Source organism: Nonomuraea diastatica (assembly GCF_004349015.1).
GTDB classification, from domain to species: domain Bacteria; phylum Actinomycetota; class Actinomycetes; order Streptosporangiales; family Streptosporangiaceae; genus Nonomuraea; species Nonomuraea diastatica.
The window spans coordinates 43615-65019 of sequence record NZ_SMKP01000020.1 but is presented as its reverse complement, the minus strand read 5'-3'; the positions used below and the strand labels follow the sequence as shown (position 1 = coordinate 65019).

General features: G+C 70.4%; 22 protein-coding genes and 1 pseudogene. 10 read left to right on the top strand and 13 right to left on the bottom strand.

Annotated features, from left to right (window positions below; genetic code table 11):
* Window positions 1-68 precede the first annotated feature (68 nt).
* The 7 genes from E1294_RS09885 to E1294_RS09855 all read left to right on the top strand — a co-directional run bounded on the left by E1294_RS09885 (window position 69) and on the right by E1294_RS09855 (window position 6495).
* Window positions 69-998: a hypothetical protein gene (locus E1294_RS09885; protein ID WP_132507036.1), complete on the top strand. Its 930-nt coding sequence runs from the start codon at window positions 69-71 to the stop codon at window positions 996-998.
* On the top strand, window positions 998-1564 hold the full coding sequence (locus E1294_RS09880; protein WP_132507034.1) for an AAA family ATPase: 567 nt from the start codon (window positions 998-1000) through the stop codon (window positions 1562-1564). The genes E1294_RS09885 and E1294_RS09880 overlap by 1 nt, the downstream gene beginning before the upstream one ends.
* Before the next feature lie 168 nt (window positions 1565-1732).
* A complete protein-coding gene (locus E1294_RS09875; protein WP_220447646.1) occupies window positions 1733-1990 on the top strand; it encodes a cupin domain-containing protein in 258 nt (85 codons plus the stop codon).
* 17 nt (window positions 1991-2007) lie between these two features.
* Window positions 2008-3033 (top strand): radical SAM protein, encoded by a 1026-nt coding sequence (locus E1294_RS09870; protein ID WP_132507030.1) that lies wholly within the window; start codon window positions 2008-2010, stop codon window positions 3031-3033.
* The gene (locus tag E1294_RS09865; protein WP_281284401.1) at window positions 3030-4601 is read left to right on the top strand and encodes a B12-binding domain-containing radical SAM protein; all 1572 of its coding nucleotides are present in this window, start codon (window positions 3030-3032) and stop codon (window positions 4599-4601) included. Before E1294_RS09870 ends, E1294_RS09865 begins: the two co-directional genes overlap by 4 nt.
* Window positions 4591-5316 (top strand): hypothetical protein, encoded by a 726-nt coding sequence (locus E1294_RS09860; protein WP_132507026.1) that lies wholly within the window; start codon window positions 4591-4593, stop codon window positions 5314-5316. Before E1294_RS09865 ends, E1294_RS09860 begins: the two co-directional genes overlap by 11 nt.
* A gap of 144 nt (window positions 5317-5460) precedes the next feature.
* Window positions 5461-6495 (top strand): MFS transporter, encoded by a 1035-nt coding sequence (locus E1294_RS09855; protein ID WP_281284400.1) that lies wholly within the window; start codon window positions 5461-5463, stop codon window positions 6493-6495.
* A gap of 51 nt (window positions 6496-6546) precedes the next feature.
* Here E1294_RS09855 and E1294_RS09850 read toward each other — a convergent pair whose 3' ends face one another.
* The 8 genes and pseudogenes from E1294_RS09850 to E1294_RS09810 all read right to left on the bottom strand — a co-directional run bounded on the left by E1294_RS09850 (window position 6547) and on the right by E1294_RS09810 (window position 14636).
* Window positions 6547-6783 (bottom strand): hypothetical protein, encoded by a 237-nt coding sequence (locus tag E1294_RS09850; protein WP_132507022.1) that lies wholly within the window; start codon window positions 6781-6783, stop codon window positions 6547-6549.
* A 110-nt stretch (window positions 6784-6893) separates the two neighbouring features.
* Entirely contained in the window at window positions 6894-7784 is an 891-nt protein-coding gene (locus E1294_RS09845) for an aminoglycoside phosphotransferase family protein (RefSeq protein ID WP_165977198.1), read from the bottom strand.
* Window positions 7785-7832: 48 nt separating this feature from the next.
* Window positions 7833-9692 (bottom strand): ABC transporter permease, encoded by a 1860-nt coding sequence (locus E1294_RS54405; RefSeq protein ID WP_220447645.1) that lies wholly within the window; start codon window positions 9690-9692, stop codon window positions 7833-7835.
* Window positions 9693-9726: 34 nt separating this feature from the next.
* Window positions 9727-10608, bottom strand: a complete 882-nt coding sequence (locus tag E1294_RS09830) for a sulfatase-like hydrolase/transferase (RefSeq protein WP_342775036.1) — start codon at window positions 10606-10608, stop codon at window positions 9727-9729.
* A 292-nt stretch (window positions 10609-10900) separates the two neighbouring features.
* Window positions 10901-11215, bottom strand: a pseudogene (locus E1294_RS55620) (sulfatase-like hydrolase/transferase); the annotation flags it as partial.
* A gap of 39 nt (window positions 11216-11254) precedes the next feature.
* Window positions 11255-11671, bottom strand: a complete 417-nt coding sequence (locus tag E1294_RS09820) for a sulfatase-like hydrolase/transferase (protein ID WP_132507012.1) — start codon at window positions 11669-11671, stop codon at window positions 11255-11257.
* A gap of 685 nt (window positions 11672-12356) precedes the next feature.
* Window positions 12357-13121, bottom strand: coding sequence for an ABC transporter substrate-binding protein (locus tag E1294_RS09815; protein WP_132507010.1), 765 nt, complete (start codon window positions 13119-13121; stop codon window positions 12357-12359).
* A gap of 279 nt (window positions 13122-13400) precedes the next feature.
* Entirely contained in the window at window positions 13401-14636 is a 1236-nt protein-coding gene (locus E1294_RS09810; RefSeq protein ID WP_132507008.1) for a sulfatase family protein, read from the bottom strand.
* 196 nt (window positions 14637-14832) lie between these two features.
* Here E1294_RS09810 and E1294_RS09805 point away from each other — a divergent pair, with 196 nt between their 5' ends.
* Window positions 14833-16002 carry a formylglycine-generating enzyme family protein gene (locus E1294_RS09805; RefSeq protein ID WP_246082911.1) on the top strand — a complete coding sequence of 390 codons (1170 nt, stop codon included), beginning with the start codon at window positions 14833-14835 and terminating at the stop codon, window positions 16000-16002.
* A 5-nt stretch (window positions 16003-16007) separates the two neighbouring features.
* Entirely contained in the window at window positions 16008-16202 is a 195-nt protein-coding gene (locus E1294_RS09800; protein WP_132507006.1) for a hypothetical protein, read from the top strand.
* Window positions 16203-16453: 251 nt separating this feature from the next.
* Here E1294_RS09800 and E1294_RS09795 read toward each other — a convergent pair whose 3' ends face one another.
* From E1294_RS09795 to E1294_RS09775, 5 genes are read right to left on the bottom strand one after another with little or no spacing between them, the layout of a single operon-like run.
* Window positions 16454-17437, bottom strand: a complete 984-nt coding sequence (locus E1294_RS09795; protein WP_132507004.1) for a phosphotransferase enzyme family protein — start codon at window positions 17435-17437, stop codon at window positions 16454-16456.
* A 36-nt stretch (window positions 17438-17473) separates the two neighbouring features.
* Window positions 17474-17869, bottom strand: coding sequence for a hypothetical protein (locus E1294_RS09790; protein ID WP_132507002.1), 396 nt, complete (start codon window positions 17867-17869; stop codon window positions 17474-17476).
* Window positions 17866-18789, bottom strand: coding sequence for a DNA-3-methyladenine glycosylase family protein (locus E1294_RS09785; RefSeq protein WP_181958479.1), 924 nt, complete (start codon window positions 18787-18789; stop codon window positions 17866-17868). Before E1294_RS09785 ends, E1294_RS09790 begins: the two co-directional genes overlap by 4 nt.
* Window positions 18786-20012, bottom strand: a complete 1227-nt coding sequence (locus E1294_RS09780) for a sensor histidine kinase (protein ID WP_165977197.1) — start codon at window positions 20010-20012, stop codon at window positions 18786-18788. The genes E1294_RS09785 and E1294_RS09780 overlap by 4 nt, the downstream gene beginning before the upstream one ends.
* Window positions 20013-20017: 5 nt before the next feature.
* Window positions 20018-20680, bottom strand: coding sequence for a response regulator transcription factor (locus E1294_RS09775; protein WP_132506998.1), 663 nt, complete (start codon window positions 20678-20680; stop codon window positions 20018-20020).
* A gap of 136 nt (window positions 20681-20816) precedes the next feature.
* Between E1294_RS09775 and E1294_RS09770 the strand changes: the two genes are divergently transcribed.
* Entirely contained in the window at window positions 20817-21317 is a 501-nt protein-coding gene (locus E1294_RS09770; RefSeq protein ID WP_132506996.1) for a DUF5666 domain-containing protein, read from the top strand.
* The last annotated feature ends 88 nt before the right edge of the window (window positions 21318-21405 follow it).

The window sequence follows — 21405 nt, the reverse complement described above, 5'->3', positions numbered from 1 at the left end:
CGGACGATCACAACCTGGACGGTGGCGGGGAGGCGGCGTGGTTCAAGCCCGGGGAGGGCTACTTCGAAGTGCGCGTGAACCAGTTACAACTCGCGTCGGGCCGCGAATGGTTCACCAGATACGACCCGATGGTGCTGATCGCTGTGGACTGCGTCTACGGGAGTAAGCACATCAGCATCCCGTACGTCGTCGGGCCGGCCCTGTTCGAGTCGGCGGGCATGCAGGTGGGGGCCAACGCGATCATCCGCGACATCCGCACGGCGGGTCCCCTGCCGTACCTGGGAAGCCCGATCCGGATCCGCATCGTGCTCTACAAAGTGGTGCGGGAGAATTTGATCTCATCCATGATCAACATCGCGGAGACCCTGTCGGGCGTGTTGCAGCCGTTCGCGCCGCGCGTGGTCGGCGAGTCCCTGAGCGTGGTGAGCAACTCGGTGTTGTCGGCTCTGGAGGCCGTGGTCGGTCTGCAGGACGCGGTGGTGCCCGTGCTGGCGTTCGCCAAGGACTTCGGCGGTGGGAACGAGTCGCTAAAATCCCTTCATATCGCTTTGATGGATCGGCCGTCTGGTGAGCTGACCCCGGATGAGCTGTGGGTCACGAACGGGGAACTGCGCAGCGGCTCATCGCCCGGCAGCCTCTCCAGAATCGTCGACCATGACTTTGTGCACTTCAGCGTCAACGGCAGCCGCTCCCGTGACGACGTCTCGCTGCTCCCGTTCTATTCGATCTGGGAACAGGCGCTCCGGCACGCCCTCGAACCGGGCCATCCGCAGTGGTCGATCGCGAAGTCCCACATGGTGGCGCTCTATTCGGCGATGGCGACCAGCCCTGACCTGACCCGCGGGCAGGCCGGCGAACTGCTCGACGGGTTCGGCGCCGAGTTGCAGCGGCATCGCAAACGTGCCCTCGATCTCGCCAAGCTCGGCGCCAGACCGGACGGCGGCGCGAAGGAGGGTGTCGAGCAGATGCTCGAGCTGCTCGATCTTTCGGAGCACTGATGCCGGGCGAGCTCCTGGTCCTCATGTTCGGTCAGCAGGCGACGGGCAAGACCACGACGGCGCGAGCCCTTGCCAGGCAGCTCGATCTGCCGCTGCACGCCAGCCACGACCTGCGGGCCGCGATGGGGTTCGCCTCCGGCGAGCTCTACCGGCAGGAAATGCGGGACGAGGTCTACGAGAGGCTCTTACGCGGGGTGACGGAGTCTGGTGCGGTGCTGGACGCTTCTTTTCTCCGATCGGCATATCGGGCGGCCGCATATCGTGTCGCAGAACATTCCCGGCTCGTCGCCGTTGTTGTGGAGTGTCAGGCGCAAGTCTCTGACATCGCGTTTCGGACACGTCGTCGGCTCGGCGTGCCGGGCCCGGAAAACCAGGGTGATCGTATGCTGTACTATCGCCTTCGATCCGCCGAAACCGATCCATTGAGACAGGATGGTGCAATCGAGCACCTCCGCTTCGACACGTCGGCGAACACCGTCACCGTGGTCCGGTCGACGAGCCCGGCGACCAAGTGTGTTGAGCGGGTTCTGCGGTCGTTGTCTCTTCTTAGCGGCCCCGGTGGGTGATACGGTTCGATCGCCGGGCATCGACGGCTACGCGCTCTTCGAATAATGGAGGGTATTCCCGTGGAATCGCCGAAATACTCAAGAAGCGACGCGTTCGTGGTGCGTCCCGATGAAAAGGGCGTCATCTACGAGTATCCAAACCAGTCCCATGCGCTTCGCATTTCCTATATGGAGGTCAACGGCCGCCGGCCCGGCGAGCCGGGCAAGGCTTTCCTGGAAGAGGACTGCACGTTCGCGATCTACATCATCGACGGCGCCGGCACGATCTGGATCGAGGGCGAGGAGTTCAAGCTCGGCGCCCAGGACGTGGCCACGGTGCTGGCCGGCAAGCGCTGGTACGTCGAGGGCAACCTGAAATACGTGACGGCGACCACGCCGGCCTTCTACCCCGAGCAGTCCACGATGGTCGACGTGAACCCCGGCTGACACCCCGGGAGGTGGTCATGACTCCACCGGATGCGGACCTCTTGCTGGAGTCCTTCAGCCGTGGCGAACCTCTGCTGCCACCACGCACCGCCTACGTCAACGTCGTCAAACGGTGCAACGCCGGTTGCGGATATTGCGCCGACTGGACCGCGCCCCGTGACCCGCGTCTCGACCCGCCGCTGGAGCAGCTGACCTACCTGTTCGGGGAGTTACGCCGCCTGGGCGTCGGCGATCTGGTGGTCAGCGGCGGAGAGCCGTTCTTACGCCGTGACCTCCCCGCCGTGCTGGAAGCGGCGCTCGGGTGCGGGTTCGAGATCCGGGTGATCTCCAACGGCTCGCTGATCACCCGGGACCACGTGAGAGCCCTCGTCGGCCTGGGCATCACGAAGATAGGCATCTCCATCGACAGCCTGGTTCCTGACCGGCTCATGGCCATCCGAGGGCTGAAGGCCACTCGCGTGCGTCGGACCATCGAGATCCTGGCGGGTGACGAGCGGACCAGGCCACGGGTGTCGCTCTACGTCACCATCACCAGAGCCAACCTCGACGACCTGATCCCCCTCGCCGACTACGCCCGCCGGCTGGGGATCACTGTTCAGTACCAGCCAGTCCACTTCGCCGGCACCGGCCTCGACGACCATATCCTGACCCATTTGTGGCCGGCCGAGCCCGATCTGGCCCGGCTGGACGGAATCATCGCCGAACTCGTCCGCGGGGCGCGGGACGGCACGCTCCCCATCAACAGCCGGCCGGACTTCCTCCAGCAAATTCCCCGCTTCTTCCGCGACCGAACCTTCCATCCGGAACGATGCACGGTGGCCTACACCGATGTCGTGATCGACCAAGACCTCAACCTGCGTCCGTGCTGGTCCATGCCGGCCGTGGCCTCACTCGCGCAACCGGGGTTCGATCTGGTGCAGATCTGGCGAGCCCCCGAGATGCGGGCGGTTCGTGAGGAGATCAAACAGGATCGTTGTCCTGGCTGCCTGTTCAGCTGTCATATGAACAAGCCGCACATCTCGCTGAACAAGGCACGCTCGTGACCGCCTCGTCCCGGAGGCTCCTGCTCGTTCAGCTGTACAGCTCACTACAGCCTGCCGATGCCGAGCCCCTCTCCGTGGCCACGCTGGCCTCCGCGGTCCAGGACCTGACGGAGGTCGAGGTCCGTACGGTCAATCCGGTGACCGACCCACGGGCGGTGAGCGACTTCGTGGCCTTTGTCCGCCGCGAACGGCACGAACTGGTCGGTTTGTCCGTACCCCAGGGCACGTACGACACCGCACTGGAGATCATCGAAGTGCTGCGCGCGCTACGGTCGGCACGGGGCCACCCCGAGGTCCTGCTGGGGCATGCCCTGCCGACCCATCTGCCGGAACGTTTCCTCGGCGTCGACCCGGACGTGCTGATCATCCGCGGCTGGGGTGAGAACGCGCTCCGTGCCTACCTGTCCGGGCAGCCGCGGCATCGGCTCGCCGACGTCGTGTTCATGGAGCGCGGAGAACTCGTGCGTACCCCCGCACGGCCGGACGGCCAGCCGGTGTACCCGCCTCCGCTGCGGGTGGGAGGCGACTATTTCCGCCGGGTCGAGGCCAGCCGCGGCTGCCAGTTCGGCCGGTGCACCTTCTGCACGCGGCCGCCGGGACGGGCCGACCAGTGGAGCGCCACCGCGCGGGAACGGATCGCCGCCGACCTGTCGGCGCTGGCCGCGATGGGGGTGCGCCGCTTCACCTTCACCGACGAGGACTTCCAGCCCGGCACCGGGATTGCCGCACTCGTACGGGACCACGGACCGTTCACCTACACGGTCTCGATGCGGGTGGACACCCTGATGGGACGCAAGGGGGATCGACAGGGGATGACGACCTCGGAAGCGGAGCTGGCCGACTTGTACGACTCGGGTCTTCGCCAGGTGTACCTCGGTGTGGAGACGTTGTCCGGGTCACAGATCCGGCGTTTCGGCAAGCGGGCCACTGCCGACCATTCGATCAGCGCGGTGCGGCGCCTGGTCCGCCGCGGTTTCGACGTGGAGATCGGGCTGATCCTCTTCGACCCTCTCGTCACGCTGGAGGAACTGGCGGAAAGCGTTGACCTGATGCTCTCCAGCGGGTTGTGGCGGCACGCGGGCGCGCCGTTCGGGAAACTGCGGATCCAGGTCGACTCGCCGATGGCGCGCAGCCGCCGCCTCGCACCGATGCTGACCACGATGGATCCCAACATGATGGCCTATTCCTGGGACTACGCCGATCCGCGCGTGGCTCGGGCGTGGCAGGTGGGGCTGGATTGGTGGAACGGGCTGGACCAGGTGTACCAGCTGATCCGCAATGTGGTCAGGACGGGTCGTGACCGGCCGGATCTCCTGCGCGTGGCCACCTCCGCGCTGCTGATGTTGCGCGCGTCGAGCTTCCAGGTGCTCCGGCTCGCGATCGAGAGCATCCGGCAGGGCGGCAGCGGGCTGGAGGCCGACACGGTCACCTCGTTGATCGAGCGGCGGGAACGAGCGCTGTCGGCGGTGAACGCCGCGTTCGGCGAGGGCTCGGACAGGGTGACGACGGGCCGGCTGGTCGAGGAAATTCATAAAGTCGCCATGAAGGACGGAACCGATGGCTGTTGATCCCACCTTCGATGGGTTCGAGGGAATTGCGGGTGTCGATGGTGAGACCACCGGCCGTGACCCCTTCTTGGCGAAAACCCCCGACACCTTGTGGGAGTACGCCATCGTCATTCCCCACGAAGGGGCAAGGCTGGAGCGGGTCTGGGAGTTCTGGCCGGAGGCGGTCGCCGACCCGGAGTTCCTGGCTATGAGCAACTTCTCGCGCCGGCGCCATCCCCTCCTGCGGAGGTGGGGCGTCGCCACCTTGGGGGCCGACGGATCATGGCGGCGGACTTCCCGGCGGGAGGCGGCGACCGAGATCGCCGCGTTGCTGCAGGGCAGGCATATCGTGGGCATCGTCCCCGGGTTTGACGACATGTTCCTCAGGGCGCTTTTATGTGAATACAATCTGCGACCCTCCTATCACTACCATGTCATTTGCGCAGAGGTTCATGTCCGCGGATTCATTCACGGCTGGCATGCGGCGCTGGCGGCCGCCGCTGAACGGCTCGGGAAACCGGCGGCGGAGCTGGTGGCGGAGCTCGCCGGACCGCCGCTGGAGGTGACGCGCGCTCCCTGGGATGCCGACCGGCTGCTGGCCGCGGTGGGCGCCGAACCGCCGCAGGGCATCGAGCGGCACTCCGCGCTGGCCGACGCGCGGTGGGCGTTGGAGGCGTACCTGCTCGCCCAGGCGCCCGGCCCATGGATGCGGTCACCGGGCGGCCCCACCCTGTGACGGCAGCGCCCGGGCGGCCGGGACGTCCGGACGGCGCCGGCCCGGCCAGGGCGGAGCCGGGGTCTTCGCCGACGCGCGAGCGGGCGGTGACCGGAGAGCGCGCGGGTCATTCCGCGCGCAGGCGCAGAGTCTGCATCGGTCATCGTGGCGATGTTCGAGCCGCACGAGCGGGCCAGGGCGTTCGCGGCGCTGGGCGCGGTGCTGAGCGCGGGCAGCGTGAGCGGGCCGCTGCTGGGCGGGCTGCTCACCGAGTACAACCTGGCCGGCCTCGGCTGGCGGGCGATCTTCCTCATCAACGTGCCCGTCGGGGTGGTCACGTTCTGGCTGGCCCGGCGCGTCGTGCCGGGGACACGCTCTCCGCACCGGCCGCGGCTGGACCTCGTGGGGGCGCTGCTGGTGGGCCTGATCGCGTCAGGCGTGATGTATCCGCTGGTGCAGGGCAGGGAAGACGGGTGGCCGGGCTGGATGTTCGCGGTCATGGCGGGTGCGGTGCTGGCCGTGCCCGGGTTCGCGGCCCACCAGCGGTGGCGCCATCGCCTGGACGGATCCGCGCTGGTGCCGCCGGCCCTGTTCGCGCACCGGTCGTTCGTGGCCGGGCTTGTCGTCGCGTTGCTGGTGTTCTCCGGCGTGACCTCGTTCTTCCTGATGCTGACCTACCACCTGCAGTCGGGGCTGGGCTGGCCGCCGCTGCACGTGGCGCTGGTGACGCTCGCCTGGCCGGTCGGGATCATCGCAACCACGCGGTTCGCACTGCGCCGCACGGGGCGCGGGCTCGTCGGCGCCGGGGCGGCGGTCATGGCAGCGGGCGTGCTCCTGATGATCATCTCGGTGACGGTGCTGGGCGCGGAGCTGTCCTGGCCGCACGTCGTGGCCGCCGAGCTGGTGATCGGGCTGGGGATGGGTCTGTGCGTGCCGATCCTGGCGGCCGTTGCGCTCGGCGAAGTGCCCACGGGCGACGCCGGCGCCGGCTCGGGGGTGGTCAACACCGCCATCCAGCTCGGTACCGCCCTGGGGATCGCAGTCGTCGGCATGATCTTCTTCTCGTCGGCCGGCGGCGGCTTCGGCGCGGCGACGGCGACCACCCTCTGGTGCAACGCCGCCTTCTTCTGCGCCGCGGCGCTGGCGACCCCCTTGCTCCCCGGCCGTGGTGTCCGTGAGCCGGATCAGGCGGTGCGCTGACGGAGCCGGGCCATCGCCGGACGGGGGCATCTCGTGATGAGACGCCGGTGATCAGAGTGTGAGGCAGCCCACGAGTGGAACTTCGGGTGGTACGGTCACCGCGCCGACGGGGTCGGCGATGCCGCCGGTGGTGCAGTTGGCCATCACGATGGGGTCGATCCTCGTGAGCGACTCCAGGACGTTGATCTTCGCGGGATCGACGACGGCGTGGGCGGGAGCTGACAGGGTCATGCCGGCGGCGACGGCGATCATCGCGACGGCGGCGATCTTACGAGGGGATGGACGCACGGGGAACCTCCTTGTGAAGGATCACTGTCAGCTACAAACGGTAATAAGGCAAACACATGGTGTACACGGCTGCGACATGAGAAAACACTCATGCGCCGGCCACCCCGCGGTCAGCCGAGCAACTCCAGCACCCGCCCGGCCTGCCGCTCCCACGACCCGGCCGGGTTGCGCGCGGCGAACGGTCCTTCGGGCCCGAGCAGGAGAAACCAGGTGAACGCGATCAGCCGCCGGAAGCCCAGCACACGGGCGCGCTCCGCCCGCGTGAGCCCGATGCGGTCCAGCAGCTGCGCCGCGTCGAGGTCGCCGTCGAGCCGTGAGACGTGCTCAAGGAGATCGCCCAGCTCGAACGCGCGGTCACTGCGGCCGGAGTCCTCCCAGTCCAGGAGCCGGATCCGGCGGTCGTGCGCGTCCCACAGGTAGTTGGCGCGATTGCCGTCACCCTGCCCTAGGACCGGAGGGAACGGGTCGATGAGCAACTCGTCAGGATCCGGGCCTGCCAGCCAGGCCGTCCCTTGCGCGTGCGCCTTCCGCACGACAGGGCCGGCCGCGGAACCGGGCTGCTGCCCGGCGGCCCACGTCCGAGCCTTCGCCACGGCCGTGGCCGGAGTCCACACGGCCGGCCGCATGGACGACACGACCGCGGCGGGCAGCGCTTCGCGCAACCGGCCGAGGGCGTCGGCCAGCGCTCCGACCTGGTCGTCCGTCGTACGATCGCCGCGCAGCGGGATGCCCGGCAGCCGGGTCATCGTCACGCTGGGGGGCTCCGCGTCCAGGGCGGCCAGGACCGGCGCCGGAGCGAGACCGGGCGCGTGCACGGCCAGCACGGTCAGCGCCTCCCACTCCCGCAGGGGCTCCTGCCGCTCCCACGACCGGTAGCGCTTGACCACGACGTCGTCGCGGAGATCGAGGTCGTGGGTGGCGAACCGGCCGCCCGTCGGCCGCCCGTCCCGGCCAGGCGGCCGATCGCGGCGAGCACCCGGAGGTGTCTGCTCGTCCGTCATCGCCGTGATCATACGAGAAACGCGGTCTTCCCCGATCGCCGGGGACGCTCACGACTTCACGGCGCCCGCCATTCCCTCGACGAAGTAGCGTTGCAGTAGCACGAAGAGGATCACGACGGGGAGCAGCGAAATCACGGCCGCGGCGGCCATGCCGCTCCAGTCGACGGAGTTCTCGCCCACGAAGGCCAGCATGCCGACGCTGAGAGTGCGCAGGTCGGGCCGGCTGAAGGTGAAGACGAGCGGCAGGAAGAAGGCGTTCCAGGTGGCGAGGAACGTCAGCAGGGTGACCGTGGCGGTGACGGGCATCGCGAGGGGAAGCATCACGCGGAAGAAGACGGACAGGAATCCCGCGCCGTCGATCACGGCCGCCTCCTCGAGCTCCTTGGGGACGCCGCGGAAATAACCCATGTAGAGCAGGATCGAGGCCACGTGGGCGGCACCGCTCAGCGCGATGACCATGCCGGACAGGGAGTTGAGCAGGCCGAGGCGCTGGGAGATCTCGACGACCGGGATGATGGTGTAGCCGATCGGCACGAACAGGGTCGCGACCAGGACGACCATGATGACCTTCTTACCGGCGAACTTGTACCGCGCGATCACGTAGCCCGCCATCGCGCAGCGCACGACGACGAGCACGACCGTGCAGACCGTGACGATGACGGTGTTGAGCAGGTACTGGCCGAAGCTCGCTTCGGTCCAGGCGCGGGAGTAGTTCTCCCAGATGGGGGTCTCCGGCAGCAGGCTCAGCCCGGAGCTGAAGACCTCGAGCTGGTCCTTGAGCGAGGCCGACACCATCCAGACGAACGGGTACACCCAGAGCAGCGCCCCGATGCCGACGATCACGGCCATGATCCACCATACGAGGCGGCGGCGGATGTGGCCCACCGACCAGCGGCGGCCAGTGGCCGTCTGTGCCGTGCTCATATCAAGCCTCCTGCCTTGCGTGCGGCACGGATGCCGGCGAGTTGCAGCAGCCCGAGCGCGCACACGAACAGGCCGAAGATGACGGCCGCCGCCGAGGCGAAGCCGAGCTGGGGCGTGGTGGCGGCGAAGGACCAGCGGTAGATGTAGATCTCCACGACCTCGGTGCTGTAGAAGGGGCCGCCGTTGGTCATGGTCAGCACCAGGTCGAAGACCTTGAGCGTGCTCTCCAGGGTCAGCAGCGAGATGATCACGGAACGGCTTGAGCAGCGGCATCGTGATGTGCCGCACCATCGACCAGGGGCCGGCGCCGTCGAGCGCGGCGGCCTGGTAGACGTCGTCGGGGATCGTCTGGAGCGCGGCCAGCCAGTAGATCAGCGTCACGCCGAACCACTTCCACACGAAGACGCCGACCACGGTCCACAACGAGTGGGAGGAGTCGCCGAGGAAGTTGATGCCCTCGTCCACCAGGCCGAGCGTGCGCAGTAGCTGGTTGATGGGGCCGTCGGTGGGATCGAACACGAACTGCATCACGACGCCGACGATCGCCGTCGTGGTGACCACCGGCAGGAAGAACGCCGTCCGGAACAGGTTGCGCAGCGGCATCTTCGGCGAGTTCAGCAGCAGGGCGACCAGCAGGGAGAGGATCACCTTCACCGGGACGGCGACGACCGTGAACAGCGCGGTGACCGTGAACGAGTTCCAGAACTGCGGGTCGGCCAGCACGTCGCGGTAGTTCTGCAGGCCGACCCAGGTCTTCTCCGCCTCGAAGCCGTTCCACTCCACGAAGGAGAACCAGTAGCTCGCAAAGATCGGGTAGACGGTGTAGAGGCCGTACAACACCACGGTCGGGGTGAGGAAGAACCAGATCCAGACGTGTGTGCTGGTGCAGCGGCGCCGCGGTGCGGGCGGCCGCCGGCGGGTCAGTGCAGGCGCAGGTCCTTCTCCTGCTTCCCGCCTGGCCTTCAGCCTGGGCAAACTGACCATGACATCCTCTGCGGGTCGTCGTTGTGGGTTGCGGTCACCGCGGGCCTGGTCGTCCGGCCGGGGCGGTGAGCTCCCGCGCCACCTGTGGGTAGACATCGCCGATCTCGGCGCCGAGCAGGCTCCTCAGCTCGGCCCTGACCTGCGCGTACGCCGGATCGGCGGCCAGGTTGCGCAGCTCCGCGGGGTCGCCGCGATGGTCGTACAGCTCGTCCTCGTCGCCAGAGCGGTAGATGTAGCGCATGTCACGGGTGCGGATGGAGGCGTTGAGCGCGTCGCGGGCGGGGTCCCAGCTCGACGGCGGTGTGTGCTCCCCCCACGCCTCGGGCGCGCCGTCGTACAGGCAGGTCTCGGCGGTGACGTGGTCGCGGGTGGGCGCCGCCGACGGGTCGCCGATCATGGTGGCGAAGGAGCGGCCGTCGCGCGGCCGAGCCGGCCAGGGCACCCCGGCCAGCTCGGCCAGCGTCGGGGCGATGTCGACCATGGAGACCAGGTTGCGCACCCGGGCGGGGGGACGGCCCGGGTGGCGGACGAGCAGCGGCACCCGCAGCGTCTCCTCGTAGTGGAGCTCGTGCCCCTTCTCCATCAGGCCGTGCGCGCCCATCATGTCGCCGTGGTCGGTCGTGTAGACGACGATGGTGCGCTCCAGCTCACCGGCGGCGCGCAGGTGGTCGAGGATCCGCCCGACCTGGGTGTCCATGAGCGCGCACAGCCCGAGGTAGTGGGCGATGATCTCGCGCCAGTCGTCCTCGCCGAGCCCGGCGAACTCCGCGGCGAACCTGGACTCGCGCACCTCGCGGGGCAGCCCTGCCGTGCCGGGGGCGAGCGCGGCGGGCAGCTCGACGAGGTCGCGGTCGATGAGCCGGTCGTACGGCGCGGGCACCGCCATCGGGAAGTGCGGCGCGTTGAAGGAGCACACGGCGAGCCACGGGGCCTCCGCGGGCCGTTCGTCGAACGTACGCAGGAACCGCCCGGTCTGCCAGGTCTCCAGAGTGCTCGAGCGGGCTCTGCGAGGTCGCCCGCAGCGGCGCGGCCGGGTCGCGCAGCGCCTCGCGGTCGGCGGCGGTCAGGTTCTGCACGTCGCCGGGATAGAGGTGGTAGCCGTGACCCTCCAGGTAGTCGCAGTACTCCGGGATGTGCCGGCCGCGCTGCCTGCCCTTGATCGTGGACGGGATCGCGGAGGTGTCGGCGAACCCCATCCGCTCGGGCGTGGTGCCCGGCACGTGCCATTTGCCGGTGTACATCGTGTGGTAGCCGGCGTCGGCGAAGGCGGAGGCCACGCTGGAGTCGCGCAGCGCCGGGTCGATGGCCCGCCAGTTGCCCAGCACGTGATGGTGCCGGGGCATCAGCCCGGTCCACAGGCTGGCCCGCGAGGGGCAGCACAGCGGGAAGGGCGTGTAGCAGGCGTCGAGCGCCGTCGAGTCGCCGGCGAGCCGGTCGAGGTGCGGCGTGCGCGCAGCCGGGTTGCCGTTGCAGCCGAGCGTCGACCAGCTCTGCTCGTCGCTCATCAGGATCAGCACGTTCATGGGCTGGGGCACTGCTTGACCTCCGTCCAGGTCGGGTCGCTACGAGCGGTGGCCGCTGTCTGCTTTGAGGTCCTCGTCGAACTCCCTGATCCGGGCGGCGAGGGTGGCGACCAGGTCCGGGTGGCGCGCGCTGAGGTCGTACGCCTCCTCGGGGTCGCGGTCGATGTCGAACAGCTGCGGCAACTCCTCGGTCGCGGAGAAGCCCCTGCCGGTGTAGAAGGGGCCGGGGAGCCGCCTGACGTGCAGCTTCCACCGGCCGCGGCGCACGGCGTTGCAGGTCTCCTCGGCGAGGGTGACCTCGCTCTGCGCGAGCCCGTTCGTGTCGCGGGGGTGGAGCACGTACGGCAGGTTCACGCGGGGCGCGTAGCAGCCGGTGAGCAGCGCCGCCCTGGACGGCGTGCACAGCGGCGAGGCGGAGTACATCGTGGTGAACCGGTTGGGGGGTGTGGGCGGCATCAGCTGTACATCTCCAGCGTGTAGTCCCCTCGCGGCTTCCACTTGGGGAAGACCCAGTCGTCCACGCTGACCTCGGCGCCCTTGGCCTTCGCCGCGGCGATGGCGCGATCGCGCTCTGCGGTGGTCTTGTCGCTGAGCTCCTTGAGCGTCTTGCGGAAGTCGGGAATGTCGCCGGTGAACGCGCCTTGCACGATGTCGCCGAGCCCCGGCTTGATCTCCTTGGTCTCGGCCCGGTACTTGGAGATGCCGTCGGGGTTGCGCAGCACCGGGGCAGGGCTGAGGAACGCCTGCTCGCCGTACCAGCCGATGAGCCTCTTGTACGCTGGGTGGGCGTTGGACTTCGCGACCGCGTCGAGATCGCGCGGCGGCTGGAGCATCGCGTTGGCCAGATCGACGGAGTACGCCTCGGTGGCGAAGTACTCGCCGAGCAGCCGGCCGGCCTCCTTGGGGTGCTTGCAGGTGGGCGAGAGCCAGTACGTGCCCTCCTTCGGCCCCGAGTAGGTGGCGACCTGCATGCCGGCCTCGGGCACGAGCACCGGGCCGACGCCGAGCTTGTCCTTCCACTGCGGCACGGTCTCCAGCGTCGAGCCCGCGGTCCACGGGCCGCTGAAGAAGTACGTCGCCGCGCCGGCCACCCAGCGCCCGCGCGCCACGTCGTCGCTCCAGGACCGCGAACCGGGCGCGATCAGGCCGTCTTTCTGCAGGGACAACATGAACTCGATGGCGTTGACGTAGGCGTCGTCGTGGAAGGCGTACTCGCCGGTCTTGAACAGGCAGCCGTCGGCGCCCTCGAACCCGCCCGCCTGCGCCATCTTGTCGATCTCGAACCCGAGCCGGATCGGCATGCCGATGCACCAGGCGAAGCCGTGGGCCTCGCCGCCGACGCCTTCTGCGTGGCGGCGCACGCCGCGCGGAACTCGTCGTAGGTGGCGGGCGGGGTGTTGGGGTCGAGCCCGGCCTTGGCGACCATCGTGGTGTCGAACCAGTTGACCGTCATGTACTGGCGGATGTGGTAGATCGGCCAGGAGTAGACCTTGCCGTCGAAGGTGTGCATGCCTTCGTACAGGTCGCCCTTCAGCCGCTCCACGGCGGCGTCGCCGAGTTCGAGCGGTGCCACCCAGCCGTCCTTGATGAGCTGCTCGACCTCGGCCGTGATGCCCACGTTGACGTGGATGTCGGGAAGCTGCTTGCTCTGCTTGGCCAGCTGGATGGCCTGGGGGAACTTGGCCGCGCTGACGTGCGTGTATTCGACGGGGATGCCGCCGGGCGACTCGGCGAACTTCTTGAGCAGCGCCTCCTTCGCCTCCTTGCCGCTCTCCTGGGCGTCCCACCACGTCAGCTTGCCGGCCGACCCTCCGGAGCCGGTGCCGCCCCCGCCGCACGCGGCGGCGGCCATCACCCCCATCAGGCCGGTCGCCTGTATGAACCGCCGGCGGCTCAGGGTGTCCATCGCCTCCACCTTTCTCACGGCATGACGCACCCCAAGCAGCCGGGGGCGGGATCGCGAATGACTTGATTTGAACGCGGCGCGACCCTTGACCGTGCTGAAGCGGTCCTGCGAGGTCGCCGAGTAATCGATTTCCAGCAACGTAAACGGCGTCGCACAGCAGTGTCAAGGGCCAGGTGATCCCTGCCAAAACAGGCATTTTCGAGGGGAAATGCTCTCTGGCGTCGACGCGCCGCGGTCACGCCGGCCCGCGGGAATGCGGTCGGCCGGGTCGGGCCAGGGTCAGGCGCAGCGGCCGGCGGCGCGCCCTTCGGCCTCGGTCCGCTGGGCGGCGATCTCGGCCGCGAAGGACGTCGCCAGGCCGGTGAGCCGGGCCATGACGTCGGGCTCCAGGTTGGCCACGTTGTACGCCTCCCCGGGGTCCGCCTCCAGGTCGAACAGCTGGGGCAGCTCCCTGCGATCGGGCTGCGGGTTGCGGTCGATGTGCAGCTTCCACCTGCCCTGGCGCAGCGCGTTCATGGTCCAGTTGTGGAAGAAGTACAGCGCCTCGCGCTCCGGCATCGGCCCGCCGGTCAGCGCGGATGCGATGTCGATCCCGTCGACGGGCCGGTCGTCCGGCACCTCTCCGCCGGCCAGCCCCGCCAGGGTCGGGAGGAGGTCGACGAAGCAGGCGGGCTCGTCGCACACCGACCCCGCCGGGATCCTGGCCGGCCACTGGGCGACGAACGGCATGCGGATCCCGCCCTCCCAGGTGTCGATCTTGCGCCCGCGCAGCCCGCCCGTGCTGCCCTCGAACCAGGGCCCGTTGTCGCTGGTCACGATCACCAGCGTGTCGTCAGTGAGCCCGAGCTCGTCCAGCTTGTCGAGCAGTCGGCCCAGGTGGAAGTCGATGCACTCGATCGTGTCGCCGTACGTGCCGCCCCTGGACGTGCCGCGGAAACCCTCCTCCACGTGCAGCGGGATGTGCGGCATCGTGTGTGCCAGATAGACGAAGAACGGCTCGTCGCCGCCGCGCTCGATGAACTCGATCGCCCGGTCGGTGTACTGCTTGGTGAGCAGCGCCTGCTCCACCTCCGTCCGCACCGGCTTCTCGCCGTCGTACAGGTGCACCGGGTCCATGTCGTTGCTGTACAGCAGGCCGAAGAAATCGTCGAACCCGTGCCGTGTGGGGTTGTGCTCGGGGCGGCAGCCGAGGTGCCACTTGCCGTATCCGGCGGTGCGGTAGCCGCTCGCCTTGAGCACCTCGGGAACCGTGCGCTCCCAGCTGGACAGGCCCTCGCCCTCGTGGGGGAACAACACCCGCGGAAGGCCGACCCGCTGGGCGTACCTGCCGGTCATCAGCGCGGCGCGGGACGGCGTGCACACTGGGGCGGCGGAGTACATGTGCCGGAAGGCGATGCCGTTCTCCGCCACGCTGTCCATCCGCGGCGTCTTCACCACGCTGCCGCCCATCGCTCCCATGTCGCCGTAGCCCATGTCGTCCATGAACACGAGCACCACGTTCGGCCGGTCATTCACAGTGGATCTCCCTTGACGTTCGATTGCGGTTGTGCCTAGTTTCCTAGAAATCGATTACTCGCGCTACACCACGACCATGATTTCTGGAGGCCGGATGTCGGGGTACGGGAAGCAGCGGCCGCCGGACCACCCCCCGGCCGCATCGCGCCCAGAACCCGCTGAACCCGGCCGAGACCACGACCCCCCAGGAGCCTGAATGAGCCACGCCGCGCGGATCCCACGATCCACCCTCGCACGACTCGCCGCCTTAGCGCTCGCCACGACGCCGCCGGCGCACGCCGCGGCCGTCGAGGACGGCCGGCCCGCGCACGACGCGGCCGGCCGGCAGTCCCCGCCCGACCACGGGGACGCGGTGACCGCCCCCGGCATGGGCACAGGACAGATCGCCGACGAGGTCCGAGAAGAGGCGCGCCCCCAGATCGGGGAGAGGGGTCGCCACGAGGCCCGGGAGCATCCCGATGCTCTCAGGCGGTATGACGCGATGGTCGAACTGCCCGGTGGGACGTTCCTCATGGGCACCGACACGCCGTCGCGGCCGGCCGACGGCGAGGGGCCGGCGCGGGAGGTGAGCGTGCGGCCGTTCCTGATCGACGCGTACGCCGTGTCGAACGCGCGTTTCGCCCGCTTCGCCGAGGAGACCGGCTACGTGACCGAGACCGAGCGCATCGGCTGGTCGTACGTGTTCGCCAGCTTCCTGCCGGCCGGGGTCCGCCGTGTCTCGCCCCGGCCTGAGGTGACGCCGTGGTGGTGCGCCGTCACGGGCGCCGACTGGCGGCATCCCGGCGGCCCCGGAACCGGCCTGGACGGCCTGTGGGAGCATCCCGTCGTGCACCTGTCGTGGAACGATGCGGCGGCGTACTGCGCATGGGCGGGCGCGCGCCTCGCCACCGAGGCCGAGTGGGAGTACGCGGCCCGCGGCGTCCTCGCCGGCAAGACCTACCCGTGGGGCGATGAGCTGACGCCGGGCGGCGAGCACATGTGCAACATCTGGCAGGGGCATTTCCCCGTGCGCAACCTGGCCGAGGACGGCTACCGCGGCACCGCGCCGGTGCACGCCTTCCCGCCCAACGGGCACGGCCTGCACAACGTGGTGGGCAACGTGTGGGAGTGGTGCGCCGACTGGTGGAGCGACACCCCGCACCTCTCGGGCCCCGCAGGGCCGCCCGCCAGGAACGCCAAGGTCATGCGCGGCGGCTCGTACCTGTGCCACGTGTCCTACTGCGACCGCGATCTTCGTGATCAGCTTCTCCTCCGCCGACCGCCAGACCGTCGGCGAGTAGCGCACCGATGCCTTGACAGGTTGTGCGGGCCCCTCATAGCCTCCGCTAGAAATCGATTACCCGATATCGGGAATAGTCGAATGTGACTCCTGTGGCGGCGTTCGCCACGATCCTGGGCGGCAGGCGTGCCCGTGCCGGAGGGCACCCACAGCCGCAGCGTGCTCCCCTGCTGCGCGACCCTGGCGCGAACGTGCGCGACGCGGTGTTGTACGGCAGCTTCGGCCAGGGCGTGTGTCACTCCGACGGCGACTGGACGCTGTTCAAGTCGCCCGAGGCCGACACCTAGCTCTCCTACTACTCGGCGTCGCTGTACCGGTCACTGCACCTCGACGGGGCGGTGCCGCCGCAGGGCGCGGGCTACTTCGTGCCCGGCGTCGAGCTGCCGCGGTGGCGGGCGCCCGTCGGCATCCGGCCGCGCGAGCGCGCCAGCATGCTGTTCAACCGGTCGGAGGACCCGGGGCAGGCGGCCGACCGGTGGGACGACGCCCCGGCGGTGCGGGCTCGGGTCCTGCCGCGTTTTTCGAGCGGCACGAGGACTCACCCGTGGCAGGCCCGCGCCAGCTCCAGCACGTGGCCGAGCTGCCGGGGGGTCGGCGTGAGGCGCAGCATCTCGTCGATCTCGCGTTCCGCCCACGCACGGCGCCGCGGCTCGGCGCCGGGGTCGAGCGCGAGGCGGGCCTGGACCAGCACGAAGTTCAGCCGGGAGGCGACCAGCATCGAGAAGTCCGCCGGGTCGGTGATGCGACCGGGGCCGCCTGCGAGCACGTACGCGTCGTACATGCTCCGCATGGCGTCGAGGTCGGCGGCCGGCCCGTCGCAGAACCAGTCGAACAGCGCCCGCGCCAGCTCCCTGCCCGGCGCGGCCGGTCCGAGGTTGTCCCAGTCGACGACCACCAGCTCGCCGGCGGGGCCGGCCGCGACGTTCTCCGGATGCAGGTCGCGATGGCAGACGACGAGGCCGGCGGGATCGGCCGGTCCGACCGCCGCGCCCAGCTCGGGCACCGTGGCCAGCAGCTCGGCCAGGCGCTCGGCCCACGCCGGGCCCGGCACGGACACCTGCGCCCAGTCACCGGCGGAGGGCACCTGATCGTACCAGCGGTCGGGCGGCCCGCCGCCCGGCTCGGCCGTCGCGGCCGGGGCGCACCGGTGCAGGCGCGCGAGCAGCCGCCCGATCTCTCCCGGCGTGGCCCGCGCCGTCGGCTCGACCGGCCGCAGGTCGACCCATTCGTAGAGGCGCAGCCACACTCCGCCGGGCGCCGTCAACAGGTGGCGCCCCTCGCGGTCGGGATGGCTGGCCGGCAACCGCACCCCGGCCTCGGCCGCACACCGCGCGAACGCCAGTTCCGCCTCGATCAGCGCCTCCGACGGCGGCTCGGTGAAGATCTCCTTGAGCGCGTAGCGTTCCGGGCCGACGTCCACCCGCCAGATCTGCCCCAGCGCGCCCCGAGGGCCCGCGGACACCGTGACGTCGCCGCCCCAGCCGAACGCCTCCCTCGCGTGCGCGACCAACTCCTCAACCATGACCGCAACGCCTGTTCACACCACCCAGTATTCACCTCAGCCGGGGAGCGCGTGCCTTCCAGCGGCCGGGCAGGTCGATCTCGCGCCAGGCGGTGGCGCAGCCGGGCGGCCGCACGTCGGCGTGCACCACCACCAGCCGGTCACCGCGCTCCAGCGCCCGACGGACGCGGGCGGGCATCCGCGCCACACCGCGAAGGCGGCGCACAGGCCCAGCGAGGACAGCGCGATCAGGTAAAGCCGCAGCACCGGCACCGAGTCGGTCACCGCCACCACCGGCGCGACCAGCAGCGGGACGCCGCGGGCACGCGGTGCGCTGAAGGGCGCCGGGGGAGCGTGTGCGGCGTACTGGCTGGCGTAGACGGCTTCGTCCCAGCCGATGCCCACCCACGGGGAGCCCATGAGGAGCTGCGGGAGACCGTATCCGATGCTCACCAGCATGAGCAGAACCCGCGGGTGTATTGGCCTGGGGCCCGGTCGTCCGCCACCCCGTACGTGGACGCCCGGAACAGGAAGGAGGCCCAGGAGCGGTACGGCCGCCACGCCTCGGCCAGCCTCCGGTACGCGGCGGGCGGCGCGTCCTCCGGCAGGCCGTACGCCTCGCGCAGGATGGCGAACAGGCGTGGCTCGTCACCGGGGAACGCGTCGGGCGCGCCGGCGCCGCGGATCAGGATGAGGCCCGCGGAGAACGGCCCGACCCCGGGCAGAGCACGGAGCTCGGCCAGGGCGTCCTCAGGGGAGAGCGAGCGCAGGTGCTCGGCGGTGAGCACGCCGTCGAGCGCCGCGCGGGCCAGGCCGCGCAGCCACTCCTCCTTCTGGCCCGGCAGGCCGAGACCGCCGGCGTCCAGCAGGGACACGGGCGGCGGAAAGGCCGCGTACGTCCGCCCGTCCACGGTGACCCCGGCGCCGTAACGCTCGGCGATGCGCTGCTTGAGCCGGGAGGCGATGACCATCGACGACCGCTGCACGATCACCGCCCAGCAGGCCGCCTCCCACGTGCTCCAGAAGCACACCGGCCGCAGGCCCGGACTGCGCCGCTGCAGGTCGCCGAGCACCGGGTCGGCCTCGCCGACCTTGGCGAAGCCGGCGCCGTCGACGTCGAGGGAGAGGATGCGCGCCACCTCGCCCCGGATGTCCCGCCCAGCGGGGCGGGTGGTGGTGACGGCGACCCCGCCGGGCGCGGCCGTCGCGGTCACCCCGATCGGCAGCCAGTCGGCCTCCGGGTTGTAGGCGAAGCGCAACGAGCGGCCGTCGGACGGCAGCGCGCTGGTCGCCGGCCACTCCTCGACGAAGCGCAGCGAGGCGCCGAAGTCGAACGGGGCCTCGGCGGTGAGCGTGAAGTCGTACGTGGTCATGCGCGAATGGTAGGGGCGGCACGCGCGTCCTTCACAGCCGGAACGGGGGCGCGGACGCCCCGCGGCAGGGTGACCGACACCTCGAGGCCGCCTCCCTCCCGGGCCTTGGCGGCGTAGCGGCCCAGGTGGGCGTGGGTGATCGCGGCGACGATGGACAGGCCGAGCCCGTGCCCCTGTCCTGTCCCACCGGCCCGGTCGGGGGCGTGCCTGCGGAACGGCTCGAAGAGCGCGGCCACCGCCTCGGGGGCGACGCGCGCGCCGCTGTTGGCGATGTGCAGTGTCACCGAGCCGGGCCCGGCCTCCGTGCGCACGTCGATCCAGCCGCCTTCGGCGTTGTGCAGGACCGCGTTCTCGACGAGGTTGCCGGCCAGCCGTTCCAGCAGCACGGGATCGCCCGACAGGGGAGTGGGGGCGAGCGCGTGCGCGAGCCGCAGGCCCTTGAGCTCGATGTCGCCCGCCGCCTCGGCGAGGGCGTCCCGCACGGCCGCCGCGAGGTCGACGGGATCGTAGCGCTCGATCCCGCGCTCGCTGCGGGCGAGGGTGAGCAGGCTGGCGATGAGATGCTCGTGGCGCCGGGTCGCGGCGCGGATCCGCCGGGCCATGGTCAGCAGCGACTCCAGTGAAGGGCGCGCGAGCGCGACGTCGACGGCGGCGCGCTGCACGGTGAGCGGGGTCCGCAGTTCGTGCGAGGCGTTGGCGACGAAGCGGCGCTGCGCCTCGAACGCCGCGGCCAGCCTGCCGAGCATGGCGTCGATCGTGTCGGCGAGCTCTTTCAGCTCGTCGCGCGGGCCGCGCAGGTTGATGCGCTCGTCGAGGTTGTGCGTCGACAACCGCCGCGCGGCCGCGGTGATGTCGCGCAGCGGGCCGAGCACCCGTCCCGCCATCACCCACCCGAGCGCCGTCGCGACGATCGACACGAGCGCGAGAGCGAGCACGGACTGCGTGAGCAGCTCGCTGAGCGCCTCGGCCCGCTGCTGGGCGAGCGCTTCGACGATCCGTTCACGGATGGATCCGGGATCGTTCGCGTGGGGGGACAGGACGGGCGGATCCGGCCGGGGGACGCCCCGTCCTGTCCCGCGGCCGGGTGCCTGGAGCTGCCGCGCGAACAGCCCGTACGTGATCGTGAGAAGCAGCACGCCGACCGCCACGAACAACCCGCCGTAGAGCACGGTCAGGCGCAGCCGGATGGTGGCGGCGGGACGTAGCCGAGCGATCGACCCCACCGCCGTCATGGCCGGCCGATCCGGTAGCCCGCGCCGGGCACGGTGTCGATGACGCCCGGCTCGCCGAGCTTGCGGCGCAGGCGCATCATCGTGACCCTGACGGTGTTGGTGAACGGGTCGGTGTGGGCGTCCCAGACCCGTTCCAGCAGCTCCTCGCTGGTGACGACGGCTCCGCGCGCGCCCAGCAGCACCTCCAGCACGCCGAACTCCTTGAGCGTCAGGTCCAGGCGCCGCAGGGCGCGGGTGGCCACGCGGCGTGCGGTGTCCACGGTGAGGTCGCCGTGCGCGAGCACGGGCGGGAGCGCCGGGTTGGACCGCCGGGCCAGCGCGCGGATCCGCGCCACCAGCTCGGCGAAGGCGAACGGCTTCGCCAGGTAGTCGTCGGCGCCCAGGCCGAGCCCCTCCACCCGGTCGCCGAGCGTGCCCGCCGCGGTGAGCATGAGCACCCGCGGGTGGGCGCCGCCCGCCACCAACTCCGTGCAAACCTGGTCGCCGTGCACGTCCGGCAGGTCGCGATCCAGCACGACGACGTCGTACCGGTTGACCGCGAGTTGCTCCAACGCGCTCGCCCCGCCGAACGCCGCGTCCACCGCCATGCCCTCGGCCCGGAGCCCTTCGAGCAGGATCTCCACCAGATCCGCCTGGTCCTCCACGACCAGCACCCGCATCGCAACCTCCGCCGCGCGTCGCCTCTGCCCCTCCAGCGTGGCGGCGACCCGATAACACGGGCGTAACGCCCGCGGTGTTACGCCCGTGTTAGCGCCGCCGCCGGAGACTGCCTGGCGACCGACAAGGAGGAATCACATGAAATACCTGGTGGCCATCGCGACGGCGGCCGTACTCGTGGGAGGGCTCGGCAGCGCGGCGTACGCCGCGGCGCCGAGCGACACCCCGTCCCCGGCCTTCCCCGCGGGCCCGCCGAGATGGGGCGAGGCGCTGTACGGCGAGATCGTGACGCGCGACGACGACGGCCGGACGACGGTGCGCAACCGCCAGCGGGGCCGGATCACCGAGCTCTCCGGCACGTCGATGACGGTCGGGAGCGCCGACGGCACGAGCTGGACCTGGGTGCTCAACGGCGACACCGAGGTGCGCGCGGATGGGAAGGACGACGCGTCCGTGTCGGACCTCAAGGCGGGCGACGACGTCATGGTCGCCGGCACGCGCGAGGGCGGCACGCGGACCGCGTCCTTCGTGACGAGCCCGCCGCCGGACCTCGGAGAGCTGCGGGAACGCCTGAAGGACCTGCGGAAGGGAGGTCTGCCGCACCCGCGTGGCCTGGACCTCCCCGCGTTCCGGTCGTGACGGCGCCCCCGCGGCGCGGCGGTTCGGCCGTCGCCGCGCCGCGGGGCGACGTCCCGCGAACGGCATGGCATCGTGAGACCAGGACCGC